11 protein-coding genes are annotated in these 14,796 nt (G+C 60.2%); 8 read left to right on the forward strand and 3 right to left on the reverse strand.

Going from position 1 to position 14,796, the window contains the following annotated elements:
* Window positions 1-31 precede the first annotated feature (31 nt).
* Together BK659_RS15280 and sthA are read left to right on the forward strand one after the other, a co-directional pair.
* Window positions 32-1,111, forward strand: coding sequence for an FAD:protein FMN transferase (locus BK659_RS15280; protein ID WP_259740272.1), 1,080 nt, complete (start codon window positions 32-34; stop codon window positions 1,109-1,111).
* Between the two features lie 110 nt (window positions 1,112-1,221).
* On the forward strand, window positions 1,222-2,616 hold the full coding sequence (gene sthA / locus BK659_RS15285; protein ID WP_123425859.1) for a Si-specific NAD(P)(+) transhydrogenase: 1,395 nt from the start codon (window positions 1,222-1,224) through the stop codon (window positions 2,614-2,616).
* Window positions 2,617-2,658: 42 nt separating this feature from the next.
* Here sthA and BK659_RS15290 read toward each other — a convergent pair whose 3' ends face one another.
* Both BK659_RS15290 and BK659_RS15295 read right to left on the reverse strand, forming a co-directional pair.
* The gene (locus tag BK659_RS15290; RefSeq protein ID WP_123425860.1) at window positions 2,659-3,381 is read right to left on the reverse strand and encodes a glycerophosphodiester phosphodiesterase; all 723 of its coding nucleotides are present in this window, start codon (window positions 3,379-3,381) and stop codon (window positions 2,659-2,661) included.
* 13 nt (window positions 3,382-3,394) lie between these two features.
* Window positions 3,395-3,979, reverse strand: coding sequence for a PilZ domain-containing protein (locus BK659_RS15295; RefSeq protein ID WP_123425861.1), 585 nt, complete (start codon window positions 3,977-3,979; stop codon window positions 3,395-3,397).
* Between the two features lie 94 nt (window positions 3,980-4,073).
* Between BK659_RS15295 and BK659_RS15300 the strand changes: the two genes are divergently transcribed.
* From BK659_RS15300 to BK659_RS15310, 3 genes are all read left to right on the forward strand, one after another.
* Window positions 4,074-5,324, forward strand: coding sequence for a lipoprotein-releasing ABC transporter permease subunit (locus tag BK659_RS15300; RefSeq protein ID WP_123425862.1), 1,251 nt, complete (start codon window positions 4,074-4,076; stop codon window positions 5,322-5,324).
* 7 nt (window positions 5,325-5,331) lie between these two features.
* Window positions 5,332-6,015 (forward strand): lipoprotein-releasing ABC transporter ATP-binding protein LolD, encoded by a 684-nt coding sequence (gene lolD / locus BK659_RS15305; RefSeq protein ID WP_167368529.1) that lies wholly within the window; start codon window positions 5,332-5,334, stop codon window positions 6,013-6,015.
* A gap of 66 nt (window positions 6,016-6,081) precedes the next feature.
* Window positions 6,082-7,326: a lipoprotein-releasing ABC transporter permease subunit gene (locus tag BK659_RS15310; protein WP_123425863.1), complete on the forward strand. Its 1,245-nt coding sequence runs from the start codon at window positions 6,082-6,084 to the stop codon at window positions 7,324-7,326.
* Between the two features lie 62 nt (window positions 7,327-7,388).
* Here BK659_RS15310 and xthA read toward each other — a convergent pair whose 3' ends face one another.
* Window positions 7,389-8,201 carry an exodeoxyribonuclease III gene (gene xthA / locus BK659_RS15315; protein WP_123425864.1) on the reverse strand — a complete coding sequence of 271 codons (813 nt, stop codon included), beginning with the start codon at window positions 8,199-8,201 and terminating at the stop codon, window positions 7,389-7,391.
* Window positions 8,202-8,525: 324 nt separating this feature from the next.
* Here xthA and BK659_RS15320 point away from each other — a divergent pair, with 324 nt between their 5' ends.
* The 3 genes from BK659_RS15320 to BK659_RS15330 all read left to right on the forward strand — a co-directional run bounded on the left by BK659_RS15320 (window position 8,526) and on the right by BK659_RS15330 (window position 14,637).
* Window positions 8,526-9,176 carry a GNAT family N-acetyltransferase gene (locus BK659_RS15320; protein ID WP_123425865.1) on the forward strand — a complete coding sequence of 217 codons (651 nt, stop codon included), beginning with the start codon at window positions 8,526-8,528 and terminating at the stop codon, window positions 9,174-9,176.
* 65 nt (window positions 9,177-9,241) lie between these two features.
* Window positions 9,242-10,969 (forward strand): autotransporter assembly complex protein TamA, encoded by a 1,728-nt coding sequence (locus tag BK659_RS15325; RefSeq protein ID WP_123425866.1) that lies wholly within the window; start codon window positions 9,242-9,244, stop codon window positions 10,967-10,969.
* Window positions 10,966-14,637 carry a translocation/assembly module TamB domain-containing protein gene (locus tag BK659_RS15330; protein ID WP_123425867.1) on the forward strand — a complete coding sequence of 1,224 codons (3,672 nt, stop codon included), beginning with the start codon at window positions 10,966-10,968 and terminating at the stop codon, window positions 14,635-14,637. The genes BK659_RS15325 and BK659_RS15330 overlap by 4 nt, the downstream gene beginning before the upstream one ends.
* Window positions 14,638-14,796 lie beyond the last annotated feature (159 nt).

Below are 14,796 nucleotides of genomic sequence, written 5' to 3' on the forward strand. Positions count from 1 at the left end.
GAGCGGGCGGCTGGCTGGTCTGGTGGTATTGATGGGGATTCTGTCGGGGTGCGGCAATGGCGACTCGATGGAAAGCTTTGGCGGCCCGACCATGGGCAGCACTTATTCGATCAAATACATCCGCCATCCGGGTACCCCCGGGCCGGTCGAGGTGCAGAAGCAGGTCGAGTTGATTCTGGCCGAGATCGACCGGCAGATGTCCACCTACCGCAGTGACTCCGACATTGAGCGCTTCAACGGTTTGCCGGCCAATAGCTGTCAGCCAATGCCGGCGCCGGTCTTGCAGTTGGTTAAGGTTGGCGAGCAGCTGTCAGAGGCGAGCGATGGTTCCTACGACCTGACGGTAGAACCGCTGCTGAACCTTTGGGGGTTTGGCCCACAATCGCGCGATGAAAAAGTCCCGAGCGCCGAGGCCTTGGCTCTGGCCCGACAACGCGTCGGCTATGCTCATCTGCGGATTGAAGGCGATCAATTGTGCAAAGACGCGCCGGTCGAGGTTGACTTCGGCAGCATTGGCGCCGGCTACGCCATCGACAGGATCGCTGCGAAGTTGCAGGAAATGGGCATCGACAGCTTCATCGCCGATGCCACGGGCGAGCTCAAGGCCGTTGGCAAGAAACTCGACGGTACGCCCTGGAAGATTGCGCTGGAGGAGCCGCGCGATGACCAGCAGGTTGTCGAGCGGGTGATTGTGCTGAACGGCAACGGTGTTTCGACCTCAGGCGACTACCGCAATTATTTCATGCAGGATGGCCGGCGCTATTCCCACACGTTCGATGCCCTAACCGGTGCACCGATCACCCATACCCTGGCGTCCGTCACGGTGATTCATCCTTCGACGCTGATGGCCGATGGCTTATCGTCGCTGTTGCTGATTCTCGGCCCCGAGCGTGGTTGGGATTACGCCGAGAAACATGACATCGGTGCATTTTTTGTGATTCGAACCGATACAGGCTTTGTCACGCGAACCAGTCAGGCTTTTGATCGTCTGAACGCCGAAAAACCAAGTGAATACGGCGTCATTGGCATCAATTGCTGGTGCTGTAGTGCAGGCAAAACTAGCCTACGACGCGACCAAGGGTTAATGTGCGCGGCGTTGACGCTTCTATAGACTGTGTCCGGGTTCTCGACTGACCCCAAATTGTTCCTTCATGCCGCAAGGCCGGCATGATTTAGCCGCAGGTGCCAACGGGGCGCCGCGGCCTGTTCTGAGGAGTACGCATGGCTGTCTACAACTACGACGTGGTGGTGTTGGGTTCCGGCCCGGCGGGAGAAGGCGCGGCAATGAACGCCGCCAAAGCAGGACGCAAAGTGGCGATGGTCGATAGTCGTCGCCAGGTCGGCGGCAACTGCACCCACCTGGGCACCATCCCGTCCAAGGCCTTGCGTCACTCGGTCCGGCAGATCATGCAGTTCAACACCAACCCGATGTTCCGGGCCATTGGTGAGCCGCGCTGGTTCTCGTTCCCGGACGTGCTGAAAAGCGCAGAGAAAGTCATTTCCAAGCAAGTTGCCTCGCGCACCGGTTACTACGCGCGCAATCGGGTCGACGTGTTCTTCGGCACTGGCAGCTTCGCTGACGAGCAAACCATCGAAGTGGTCTGCGCCAACGGCGTGGTCGAAAAACTGGTGGCCAAGCACATCATCATCGCCACCGGTTCGCGTCCGTATCGCCCGGCCGACATCGATTTCCACCACCCGCGTATCTACGATAGCGACACTATCCTCAGCCTCGGCCACACCCCGCGCAAACTCATCGTTTACGGCGCCGGCGTGATTGGTTGCGAATACGCCTCGATCTTCAGTGGTCTGGGCGTGCTGGTCGAGCTGGTGGACAACCGCGGTCAACTGCTGAGCTTCCTCGACTCGGAAATCTCCCAGGCGTTGAGCTACCACTTCAGCAACAACAACATCACCGTGCGCCACAACGAAGATTACGATCGCGTTGAAGGCGTGGACAACGGGGTGATCCTGCACCTCAAGTCCGGCAAGAAGATCAAGGCCGATGCCTTGCTCTGGTGCAACGGTCGTACCGGTAACACCGATGCGTTGGGTCTTGAGAACATCGGCGTGAAGGTCAACAGCCGTGGCCAGATCGAAGTCGACGAGAACTATCGCACCTGCATACAGAACATCTACGGTGCAGGCGACGTGATCGGCTGGCCGAGCCTGGCCAGTGCCGCTCACGACCAGGGGCGTTCGGCGGCTGGCAGCATTGTCGACAATGGCAGCTGGCGCTTCGTCAATGACGTACCGACCGGGATCTACACCATTCCGGAGATCAGCTCGATCGGCAAGAACGAGCAAGAGCTGACCCAGGCCAAAGTGCCGTACGAAGTCGGCAAGGCGTTCTTCAAGAGCATGGCGCGTGCGCAGATCGCCGGTGAGCCGCAAGGCATGCTGAAGATCCTGTTCCATCGCGAAACGCTGGAAGTGCTCGGCGTTCACTGCTTCGGTTATCAGGCGTCGGAGATCGTTCACATCGGTCAGGCGATCATGAACCAGCCGGGCGAACTGAACACGTTGAAGTACTTCGTCAACACCACGTTCAACTACCCGACCATGGCCGAAGCCTATCGGGTAGCGGCCTACGACGGCCTCAACCGGCTTTTTTGAGCGGCTCCGGCCGGTGGCCTGAGCCGGCCGGGGAGACCGATTTCAGCAATTCTCGAGCGTGGCGCTGGCCAAACCGGGAAAGTCTGTAATCAGGCTGTCAACGCCGAAATCAGCGAGCCTGCGCATCAGCGCAGGTTCGTTGACTGTCCATACCGACACATGCAGCCCTTGACGCTGCGCCTTCTGCAGGCGTTCCGGCGTACACAGGGTCCAGTTCAGCGCCAGGATCTCACAGCCATAACCCTGCGCGACCTTCAGCGGGTCGAGCCAGGCGTATTCGGCGACCAGTCCACGGGACACATCCGGCACCAGATCCACTGCGGCTTTCAGCACTTCGCGCGAGCTCGAGGTGATGGTGACCTTGTCCAGCAAGCCGAAACGTTGCGCCATTTCGCGAATCGCCAGCACGGTGGTCGCGGCGCGGGTGCGTGAAGCGCTTTTGACTTCGAGTTGCCAGTGCTCGAAATCGCATTTTTCGAACAATTCTTCCAGCGTCGGAATCGGGCAGGGCTTGATCCAGCCCGGGCCGCCCTTGCGTGCGTCATAGGTCGCAAGCTCCGCCGCCGAATGCTCGACCACCTTGCCGCGCCGCTCGGTGGTGCGCTTGAGTGTCGGGTCGTGGATGACCATCAACTCGCCGTCCATGGACAGGTGCAGGTCCAGTTCGCAGCGGCGTACGCCGTGCTTGAGGCATTGCTGGAAACTGGTCAGGGTGTTTTCCGGTGCTTCGCCTTTGGCGCCGCGGTGGCCGTAGATTAGGGTCACGGTTCTTCCTTAATTAATTGCCTGATTCGTTTTGCTCGCGTGCAAGACGTCGATCATGGGCCTGTCTCTGCAAGATATAGCGGGCCAACAGCTGTCGTTGCGCATCGGTCAGGGCTTCGAACTCGGTGCCGATTGCAAAGGTGCCGAAGCTTTCCGGTTCACAGTGAGTGATCTTGGCTCGCAACAGCAGGCCCAGCGCTTGCGGCATCAGCAACAGCTTGATCGCCACATGGCTACCGGCCGGGTAGGCGACGTGGTGCTCGAACTCGATACCGCCTTCCGACAGCACCACGTGCTGCGGTTCACCGAACTTGCCGAGCACGGTTTGTGCCACGACCTGGCTCAGCAGGTCGATGCGCTTGTTCATTACCTTCAGATAGTTGGCGGTGTTTCGATCCCGCTCACTGATCTGGCGCAGCAAGTGCTGCGACTCGAATTCGCTCAGGTGCAGTTCGCTGAGCAGGTTGAACAGCGGGGAAGCATCCTGCAACACTTCCTGGCCTGCGGCTTCGGGGGCAGACAGGGGCCGAATTTCCAGTGCGATCGTGTCCTCGATACGGTAGTATTCGCGGCGATCTTCTTCATCTAATGTCGACATGGCGAACCCATGGTAGCGGCGGTGGTCTGAGTGTAAAGCTGGTTATCGACCCCCGCCACAAGGACGTTCCTTTTCCCTCCGAACAAGCCCCGACATGTTCAGACCTCTCTTCGTATTTATCGGCACGCGTTATACCCGTGCAAAGCGTCGCAATCATTTTGTGTCGTTCATTTCCCTGACCTCGATGATCGGGCTCGCCCTTGGCGTGGTCGTGATGATCGTGGTGCTATCGGTGATGAACGGCTTCGATCATGAGATGCGCACCCGCGTGCTGGGCATGGTGCCCCACGCGACCATCGAGTCCGGTGAGCCCATCAGCGACTGGCAAAGCCTGGCCGCCAAGGTCCAGCAGAACCCGCAGGTGGTGGCGGTTGCGCCGTTCACCCAGATGCAGGGTTTGCTGACCAACAACGGTCAGGTGCAGAAAGTCCTGCTTAATGCCGTCGACCCGGCTCAGGAGCGCAAAGTCTCGATCATCGACAACTTCATGACGCTGGGCAAACTCGACGACTTGTCGCCGGGCAGCTTCGGCATCGTGATCGGTGACAAGGCCGCGACCAAACTCGGCGTCGGGCTCGGTGACAAGCTGACTTTCGTCGCCCCGGAGGTCACTGTGACCCCGGCCGGGATGTTCCCGCGGATGAAGCGCTTCACCGTGGTCGGCATCTTCCATGTCGGCGCCGGTGAGCTGGACGGCTATCTGGGCCTGACCAATCTTGATGACCTGGCACGTCTGCATCGCTGGAAGCCGGACCAGGTCCAGGGCTTGCGGTTGAAGTTCGACGATTTGTTCCAGGCGCCGCGTACCGCATGGAATATTGCTCAGGATCTGGGTGAGAACCATTACTACGCCCGCGACTGGACCCGCACCCACGGCAATCTGTATCAGGCGATCCGTATGGAAAAAGCCATGATCGGCCTGCTGTTGCTGCTGATCGTTGCAGTCGCTGCGTTCAACATCATTTCCACGCTGGTGATGGTGGTGAACGACAAGAAGGGCGACATCGCGATCCTGCGGACCCTCGGTTCCACGCCGGGTCAGATCATGGCGATCTTCATGGTCCAGGGCACGGTGATCGGCGTGGTCGGCACGGCAATCGGTGCGGTGGTCGGGATGTTCGCCGCGCTGAATGTCAGCGCCGCGATTTCCGTCCTCGAAGGCCTGATCGGGCACAAATTCCTTAACGCCGATGTGTACTTCATCGACTACCTGCCGTCGCAACTGATGGCTGAAGACGTGTTGATGGTCTGCGGCGCGGCGTTGGTCCTGAGTTTCCTCGCCACCCTGTATCCAGCCTGGCGTGCTGCGCGCACCCAGCCTGCGGAGGCGCTACGTTATGAGTGATTTGGGTATGAGTACTAAAGCAGTCTTGAGTTGCCGCGATCTGGGTAAATCCTATGAGGAAGGCCCGGAGTCGGTGGTGGTGTTGTCCGGTTTGCAGCTGGAGCTGCATCCGGGTGAGCGCGTGGCGATTGTCGGTACCTCCGGTTCCGGCAAGAGTACCTTGCTCAACCTGCTCGGCGGCCTCGATACGCCGACCAAGGGCAGCGTCTGGCTGGCCGGTGAAGAGCTGTCGGCGCTCAATGAAAAGGCCCGGGGCTTGTTGCGTAACCGCTCGCTGGGCTTCGTTTATCAGTTCCACCACTTGTTGCCCGAGTTCACCGCGCTGGAAAACGTCTGCATGCCGCTGTTGATCGGCCGCACCGCGATCCCGGAAGCCCGTCAGCGCGCCACGGCCTTGCTGGAGCGGGTAGGGCTGGGCCATCGTCTGGAACACAAACCAGCCGAACTGTCCGGTGGCGAACGTCAGCGCGTGGCCATCGCCCGGGCGCTGGTGAACAAGCCAGGGCTGGTGATGCTCGATGAGCCGACCGGCAACCTCGACTCCCACACCGCCCAGGGCATTCAGGATTTGATGCTGGAACTCAGCACCTCGATGCGCACCGCGTTCCTGGTGGTGACTCACGACATGAACCTGGCTCGCCAGATGGATCGCGTCCTGCACCTGCAGGAAGGTCGCCTGACGCCCATCTGATTGGCCGAAACCCGGTACGACTGAAAAACGTGTCGGGTCTTTTATTTTTATACGGTGCCCCAGCGAATGTTCAGACCGTTATCGATCTTTATCGGCACGCGCTATACCCGCGCCAAGCGCCGCAATCGCTTTGTTTCGTTTATCTCGATGACCTCGATGATCGGCCTCGCCCTGGGCGTGCTGGCGATGATCGTGGTGCTGTCGGTGATGAACGGCTTCCAGCGCGAAATGAGCTCGCGCATCCTCGGCATGGTGCCCCACGCGACCATCGTTGGCGTCAAGCCGATCGACGATTGGCAACCCGTTGCGGCCGCCGCCATGAAGAACCCTGAAGTGGCAGCCGCCGTGCCGTTCACCGAGATGGAAGGCATGCTGTCGTACAAGGGCTCGATGCAGCCGATCCAGATCAGCGGCGTTGATCCGGCGCAGGAAGGCAAGGTGTCCATCGTCGCCCAGCACATTGTGCAGGGGCGTCTGGAGGACCTGAAGCCGGGCGAGTTCGGGGTGGTGGTCGGTGAAATCACTGCACGGCGTTTTCGCTTGAACGTCGGCGACAAAATTACCCTGATCGTGCCGGAAGTCAGCACGGCGCCGGGCGGCATCACGCCGCGCATGCAGCGGCTGAACGTGGTCGGCGTGTTCAAGGTTGGTGCCGAACTCGACGGCTCGATGGCGCTGATTCATGTCGCCGATGCGGCGCAAATGCAGCATTGGGAACCGAATCAGGTGCAAAGCGTGCGCCTGGCGGTGAAAGACCTGTACGCCGCACCCAAGGTCTCGTCAGACATCGCTGGTGGCCTGGGCGCCGACTTCAAGGCCGACGACTGGACCCACACTCAGGGCAGTCTGTTCAGCGCCATGAAAATGGAAAAAACCATGATCGGCCTGTTGCTGCTGATGATCGTGGCGGTCGCTGCGTTCAACATCATCGCCACCCTGATCATGGTGGTGAACGACAAGGGCGCCGACATCGCGATCCTGCGGACCATCGGTGCCACGCCTCGGCAGATCATGGCGATCTTCATGGTTCAGGGTACGGTGATCGGTATCGTCGGCACGCTGATTGGCGGCGTCCTCGGGGTGATCGCCGCGTTGAACGTGAGTGAGCTGGTGGGCTGGCTGGAGCGGGTGACCGGGCAGCATATCTTCAGTTCCGACGTGTACTTCGTCAGCAACCTGCCATCGGAGCTGCAGGGCGGTGATGTGCTGCTGATCTGCTCGGCGGGCTTCATTATGAGCTTCCTGGCCACGGTATACCCAGCCTGGCGCGCAGCGAAGATCGAGCCGGCGACCGCGTTGCGCTATTCGTAATCGTCAACGCGCCCTGTGCGCAGACGCGGGTTTGCCCGCGTCTGCACCGGGATCTACATCTCTCAGCTCAGTTCAAGCCAGATCGGCGCATGGTCCGAGGGTTTTTCCATGCCGCGCAGTTCGTAGTCGACCCCGGCCGCCTTGACCCGTGGCAATAACCCTTGGGACGCCATGATCAAGTCGATGCGCAGGCCGCGCTTGGGCTCGTCTTCAAAACCGCGACTGCGGTAGTCGAACCAGCTGAAGCGATCCGTTACGTCCGGGTTCAGGTGCCGGAAACTGTCCACCAGGCCCCAGTTCTTCAAGCGGGCCATCCATTCGCGCTCTTCCGGCAAGAAGCTGCATTTGCCGGTTTTCAGCCAGCGCTTCATGTTGTCCGGGCCGATGCCGATGTCGCAATCTTCCGGGGAAATGTTCACATCGCCCATTACCACCAGCGGCTGGTCATTGCGAAATTGGCTTTCGAGCAGCGTCTGCAAGTCGTTGTAGAAGCGCTCCTTGGCCGGGAACTTGGTCGGATGGTCGCGGTTTTCACCTTGTGGGAAATAGCCGTTCATGATGGTCACCGGCACGCCGTTGGCATCGGCGAATGTGCCCCAGATGAAGCGGCGCTGGGCGTCTTCTTCATCGCTGGCAAAACCTTTGTGCAGCGCGAGCGGCTCCTGACGTGACAGCAGGGCGACGCCGTAATGACCTTTTTGGCCGTGGTAATACACGTGATAGCCCAGCGCCTGAACCTCGGCGAGCGGAAACTGGTCGTCGTGCACCTTGGTTTCCTGCAAACCGATGACGTCCGGCTGGTGCTTCTCGATCAGTGCCGCCAGTTGATGGGGGCGGGCGCGCAGGCCATTGATGTTGAACGAGACGATCTTCATGGTCGACAGTCCTGGCAAAACTGCGATGCTAGCTGACATGCAGGACGGGGGCCAGCGTGGCGGTAGGTCAGATGCACTGCTAATGTCCTTTAGTGTGGGAACGATCACCGCTGTAGCGGGTTCGTACTAGCCCTTGTAGCAGCTGCCGAGCCTGCGAGGCTGCGTTCGGGGACGAAGTCCTCGCAAATCCTGAATTCACGTTTTACCTGGAAAAACACGCTGCCCGATTCAACGACTGCTTCGCAGCCGAACGCAGCCTCACAGGCTCGGCAGCTGCTACATGAGCAGTCCTGTACCGCATTTTAATGGGGGAGATAGACCGTCATGCCTGAAACCTCTAACGCGATTGCCGACGTTCATAGTCTCGACAGTGGCTATTCGCACGAAGCACGCTCCTTGCTGTACCACGCCTATCGACACGAGCCGACTTTCAAGTTTCTGTTCGAGGCCGAGCGCCCTGGCTACGAGCACCGGATCCGGGCCACGGTACGCGAACTGGTCGAACAGCATTTTGTGCAGGAGTTGCCGGCGATCGGTCTGCTGGTCAATGACCGGCTGATCGGCATTGCGCTGATCGCGCCGCCGCAACGTCGCCTGGGCATCACCGAGAGTTGGGCATGGCGCTTGCGGATGGTGCTCAGCACCGGATTGCGTTGCACCCGACGTTATCTTGAGTATCACGCGGCGGTGGCGGCCTGCCTGCCATCGGACTCGGTGCATGTTCTGCCGTTGCTGGGGATTCATCCGGAATTTCAGGGCCAGCACTTTGGCGAGCAGTTGCTCGAAGCCGTGCATAACTGGTGCGCGGTCGATGAGCATTCCCAAGGGGTAGTACTCGACACCGGAAATCCGCGTTATCTGGAGTTCTATAAACGTCAGGGTTATGAGGAGATTGGTGAGGTGGCTGTAGGACCGGTTCTCGAACACGTGTTTTTCCACGCCAATCCTCAGGTGTTACATAGCGCAACAGGTTGAGGTCGAACTATTGTTCAGATTGTTCGCTCTATCACGCTCCCACGCTCGTGATAGCATCCGCGCCTATGAAGTTTCCAGGAAGATTTACCAGCGGTTTGCTCGTGCTGTTCAGCAGCGTAGCGGCCCTGGCGCAAAGTGAATTGGACGTCAGGATCAAACCGTCCAACGATGAACTGAAGGCCAATATAGAGGGCTATATCGGCAGCCTCGGCGATCGCGATGAAGAAGCCCTGTTGCGCTTTCGTCGTGGCGTCGAAGAGCAGGCACGCAAGGCCGCCCAGGCCTTGGGTTATTACCAGCCCCATATAGAAAGCGAAGTCAAAAACGGCAAGTCTCCACGGTTGGTGTTGAACATCGATCCCGGCGAGCCGGTGCGTTTGCGCAACGTGACCATTCGTGTCGATGGTCCGGCTGCCGCCCTCAAATCCTTTCGTGTGCCCAAGAGCGATCTGCTCAAATCCGGGGCCGTGCTCAATCACGGCCATTACGAAGACGCCAAGCGGCTGATCCAGAATCAGGCTTCGCGCTTCGGCTTTTTCAGTGGGCGCTTTACCCGCCAGAAGTTGTTGGTCGACCCGCGTGCCGGTGTCGCGGACATCGAGCTGATTTACGACAGCGGCCCGCGTTATGCCTTGGGCAAGGTCAGTTTTACTGGCGATACCCCATTCGACGAAGACCTGCTGCAACGCATGGTGCCGTTCAAGAGCGGCGCCCCGTATGATTCCGAACTGATCGCCGAACTCAATCAGGCGTTGCAAACGAGCGGTTATTTCGACGCGGTGCGGGTGGATGCGGCACCGACTGCTGCGGCCAACGAGGTGATTCCGGTGGCGGTCAAACTCGACACGCGCAAGCCGCGCACCATGGGCCTGGGCTTGGGGTTTTCCACCGACGTCGGGCCACGGGCCAAGGCCAACTGGACCCGGCACTGGGTCAATGCGCAAGGCCACAGTTATGGCTGGGAAGCGGAAGTCTCGGCGCCACGGCAGAACGTCGGCCTCTGGTACGACGTGCCATTGGATCCGCCGCTGACCGACAAACTGCGCTTTGCCGGTGGTTATCAATATGAAGAGCTGGCCAATACCGACAGCTTGAGCAAGTTGCTGACCCTGGGCCCTGAATGGCACAGCAAGTTGCCCAGCGGCTGGCAGCGGGTGATTTCGTTGAAATGGCAGCGTGAGGAATACCGCCTCGGCGACGATTCGGGCCTGAGTACCTTGCTGATGCCCGGCATCAGTTATTCCTATCTGCGCAGCGACAACCGCATCGACCCGCACAACGGTTATCGCCTGCAATTCGAGAGCAAGGTGGCCAAGGAAGGGTTGGGTTCGGACACCAACGTGGTGTATGGCACCGCGTTGATCAAAGGCATCACCACGGTGTGGGACAACCATCGGTTCCTCGCTCGCGCGCAGTTCGGTGGCAGTGCCACCAATGGCTATCGAACCATTCCACCGTCATTGCGCTTCTTCGCCGGTGGCGATCAGAGCGTGCGCGGTTACGACTATCAGAGCCTGTCCCCGGTAAACTCCGCCGGCGACCGCGTGGGTGGGCGTTACATGGTGGCTGGCAGTGTCGAGTATCAATATTCCATCGCCGAAAAATGGCGGATCGCAACCTTCGTCGATCAGGGCAACTCGTTTAACACGCTGGAGCTGCCGAGCCTTAAGACCGGGGTCGGTATCGGCGTGCGTTGGGTTTCGCCGGTCGGGCCGATTCGCCTCGACCTGGCCCATGCGCTGGATGAACCCGGTGGTATTCGTTTGCACTTTTCCATGGGGCCTGAGCTGTGAAGCGTGGTTTGAAAATGGCGCTGCTGGCGATGCTCTCGCTGGTGGTGTTGCTGGTACTGACAGTCGGTGCCTTGCTCGGAACGCAAACCGGCAGCCGCTGGGCGCTGGGCCAGGTGCCGGGTTTGACCGTGGAGAATTTCCAGGGGCGCCTGGGCGGCCAGTGGAGTGCCGATCATCTGCTCTGGCAGCAAACGGGCAGTCGGGTTGAACTGAATAAACCAGTGTTCGCCTGGTCGCCATTGTGTCTGCTGCGCATGACCCTGTGCATCGAGCAATTAAAGGCTGAGCAGGTGATTCTGCAGTTTGCCCCGAGCAGCGAAGCCAGCAGCGGCCCGATCAAGCTGCCTGAGTTGAAATTGCCGGTGGCAATCCAGTTGGGCGAGGTGCAGATCGGCAGCCTGTTGCTCAACGGCAGCGAGCAGCTCAAAGACTTGCAACTGGCCGCGCACTGGACTGCCAAGGGTTTGCAGATCGACTCCGTACACCTGCAACGCGATGACCTCAGCCTGGATTTGTCTGGGCTGTTGCAACCGACCGGCAACTGGCCGCTCAGTGCCGAAGGCCAGCTGACGCTGCCGGCGCCGGGTAAAACACCCTGGGCGCTGGCACTGAAGATCGACGGCGACTTGCTGAAAACCCTGAACCTCAAGGCTGACAGCAGCGGCTATCTGCAAGGCCAACTGACGGGTGAGCTGCAACCGCTGGTGGAGAACCTGCCGGCCAAGGTGCGGATTACCGCCGATGGCTTCAAGGCCAGCGCCGACTTGCCGGACACCTTGCAGCTCAATCAGTTGGAACTGACCGGCAACGGTGATCTGAAAAACGGTTACCAGTTGCTCGGCAAGGCGACATTGCCTGCCGAGCAAGGCCCGGTCGCATTGCTGTTGCAAGGCAAGGTCGACGCCAAGGGCGCGCAGATCGCCGGGCTTGATCTGAGCGCCAGCGACACGCAAAACCTGAAACTGAGCGGGCAACTCGATTGGTCCGAGGGCTTGAGTGCCGAGGCGAAAATCGATTGGCTGGACTTCCCGTGGCATCGGCTGTACCCGTTGATCGACGAACCTCAGGTGGCGCTGCGCAGCTTCAATGGTGAAGTGTCCTACCGTGACGGCAACTATCTGGGCAACTTCAAGGCGGCGCTGGATGGCCCGGCCGGAGCGTTCAGCTTGAGCAGCCCGTTCAGCGGCGACCTGACGAAAATCTTCCTGCCAGAATTCAAACTGGCTGCCGGGCAGGGCAAGGCCGAAGGGCATTTGAACCTGCAGTTCGCCGATGGCGTCGCCTGGGACACCGCGCTGGACCTGTCGGCGATCAACCCGGCGTATTGGCTGGCGGAGCTGCCGGGAACCCTGGCCGGTCCTTTGCGCAGCAAGGGTGAGATGAAAAACCAACAACTGAGCCTCAACGCTGACCTCGACCTCAAGGGCAAACTGCGCGGTCAGCCGGCGGTCCTGCAAGCCAAGGCCGACGGCGCGGGTGAGCGCTGGAACCTGAGCGCGCTGCACATCCGTCTCGGCGACAACCGCGTTGACGGTAGCGGCAGCCTGCAACAGAAACTCGCCGGCCAGATCGACATCAAGGCACCACGTCTTGGCCAGCTCTGGCCGCAGTTGCGCGGTCAGCTCAACGGTCGGGTCGACGTTGCCGGCAGCCTCAAGGCACCGCAAGGCAAACTCAGCCTGCAAGGCATGCAGTTGGCGTTCGATGATAATCGCCTGCAAAGCCTGAATCTCGACGCCAACCTCGACAGCGCGCAGCGAGCAAAGATCGACCTCAAGGGCAGCGGCATTCAGGCCGGCGACACTCAACTGGGCACGCTGACTGCCAGCGGTCAGGGCGACATCAAAAGCCAGAAGCTGCAACTGGATCTGCAAGGTCCGTTGCTGAAACTGGCGCTGGGTCTCGACGGTAATCTGGATAAAGGCAATTGGCGCGGACGCTTGGCCAGTGGCGACATACAGGCCGGCGGTCAGGACTGGAAGCTGCAAAGTCCGGCAAAAATCGAACGCCTGGCCGATGGCAAGCTGACCTTCGGCGCCCATTGCTGGATGTCCGGGCCGGCCAGCCTGTGCGGTGAAGACCAACGGCTGATGCCCGAGCCGAAACTGCGTTACCACCTCAAGCAGTTCCCGATCGACAGTCTCGCGCAATGGTTGCCGAAAGACTTCGCCTGGCACGGCAAGCTCAATGCCGATGTGCAACTCGACCTGCCGGCCAGCGGCCCGAAAGGCCAGATCATGGTCGATGCCAGTGGCGGCACGTTGCGGATGAAGGAGAAGGATCAGTGGCTGGACTTCCCTTATCAGACGCTGAAACTGACCAGCACCCTGAACCCGAAACGCATCGACACGCAGCTCGACTTCGTCGGTGGCAAGTTGGGCGAACTGATGGTTCAGGCGCAGATCAATCCATTACCCAAGAGCAAACCGCTGAACGGCTCGTTCCGTCTGAGCGGTCTGGACCTGTCGGTGGCGCGACCGTTCGTGCCGATGGTCGAGAAACTGACCGGACGCTTGAATGGCAGCGGCAGTTTGTCTGGCGGGCTGCTGGCGCCGCAGGTCAATGGCAACCTGACCCTCAGCGACGGTGAAATCTCCGGGCCACAACTGCCAACGCGTTTCGAGGCGTTGCAGCTTCAGGCGCAGATTGCCGGCGAAAGCGTGCAGCTCAACGGCGGCTGGAAAAGTGGCAAGGCCGGGCAGGGTAGCTTGAGTGGGCATGTTGCCTGGGGCCAGGCGTTGGTGGTGGATCTGAGTCTTAAAGGCACTCAACTGCCGGTCACGGTCGAGCCGTACGCTGCGCTGGAAGTAGCGCCGGACCTGAAAATCTCGATCAACAACGACAAACTGGCGATTGTCGGCAAGGTGCATGTGCCCAAGGGCGAGATCACCGTGCGTGAGTTGCCGCCGTCGACGGTCAAGGTCTCCGATGACACGGTGATCGTCGGCCACCAGACTGAAGAGGGCAAACCGCCGATGGCCATGGCGATGGACATCGATGTGGTGGTGGGCGAGGACAAGCTCAGCTTTGCTGGGTTCGGCCTGACCGCCAACCTGCAAGGTCAGGTACACATCGGCGACAACATGGACACCCGTGGTGAACTCTGGCTCAACGATGGCCGTTATCGCGCCTATGGCCAGCGCCTGACGGTACGGCGTGCGCGGCTGTTGTTTGCCGGGCCTGTCGATCAGCCCTATCTGGACATTGAAGCAGTGCGCCAGACGGACGACGTGATCGCCGGTATTCGCCTGAGCGGCAGCGCCGAGCAGCCGACCACGCAGATCTTCTCGGAGCCGGCGATGAGCCAGGAGCAGGCACTGTCCTATCTGGTGCTCGGACGTCCGCTGAGCAGCAATGGCGAAGACAACAACATGCTCGCTCAAGCTGCGCTGGGGCTGGGCTTGATGGGCAGTTCCGATCTGACCGGCAGTTTGGCCAAGGATTTGGGCATTCAGGACTTCCAGCTCGACACTCACGGCAGCGGCACCACCACCAGTGTGGTGGCCAGCGGCAATATCTCCGAGAAACTCAGCTTGCGCTATGGCGTCGGCGTATTCGAACCGGCCAACACCATCGCGCTGCGCTACAAACTGAGCAAAATGGTCTACCTGGAAGCCGCCAGCGGCGTCGCCAGTTCGCTGGATATCTTCTACAAGCGGGATTTCTAAGCCTCGCTCCTTCAGACACTCCGAGTCGCTTCCAATCGCGAGCAAGCTCGCTCCCACAGGTTCCGCGTGATCCCTGTGGGAGCGAGCTTGCTCGCGATGGCCGCGCCGTGGTCGTCGATCCGAAGCAACTTCCCCTCACCATTTATCAGCTGATTACAA

It is taken from the genome of Pseudomonas brassicacearum (genome assembly GCF_003732225.1).
Lineage (GTDB): Bacteria > Pseudomonadota > Gammaproteobacteria > Pseudomonadales > Pseudomonadaceae > Aquipseudomonas > Aquipseudomonas brassicacearum_E.

Bases quoted from the DNA above. Each gene is read 5' to 3' on its own strand.
- BK659_RS15280 (WP_259740272.1), top strand. From the start codon at position 32: ATGGGGATTCTGTCGGGGTGCGGCAATGGCGACTCGATGGAAAGCTTT.
- xthA (WP_123425864.1), bottom strand. From the start codon at position 8,201: ATGAAGATCGTCTCGTTCAACATCAATGGCCTGCGCGCCCGCCCCCAT.
- BK659_RS15300 (WP_123425862.1), top strand. From the start codon at position 4,074: ATGTTCAGACCTCTCTTCGTATTTATCGGCACGCGTTATACCCGTGCA.
- BK659_RS15320 (WP_123425865.1), top strand. From the start codon at position 8,526: ATGCCTGAAACCTCTAACGCGATTGCCGACGTTCATAGTCTCGACAGT.
- sthA (WP_123425859.1), top strand. From the start codon at position 1,222: ATGGCTGTCTACAACTACGACGTGGTGGTGTTGGGTTCCGGCCCGGCG.
- lolD (WP_167368529.1), top strand. From the start codon at position 5,332: ATGAGTACTAAAGCAGTCTTGAGTTGCCGCGATCTGGGTAAATCCTAT.
- BK659_RS15310 (WP_123425863.1), top strand. From the start codon at position 6,082: ATGTTCAGACCGTTATCGATCTTTATCGGCACGCGCTATACCCGCGCC.
- BK659_RS15325 (WP_123425866.1), top strand. From the start codon at position 9,242: ATGAAGTTTCCAGGAAGATTTACCAGCGGTTTGCTCGTGCTGTTCAGC.
- BK659_RS15295 (WP_123425861.1), bottom strand. From the start codon at position 3,979: ATGTCGACATTAGATGAAGAAGATCGCCGCGAATACTACCGTATCGAG.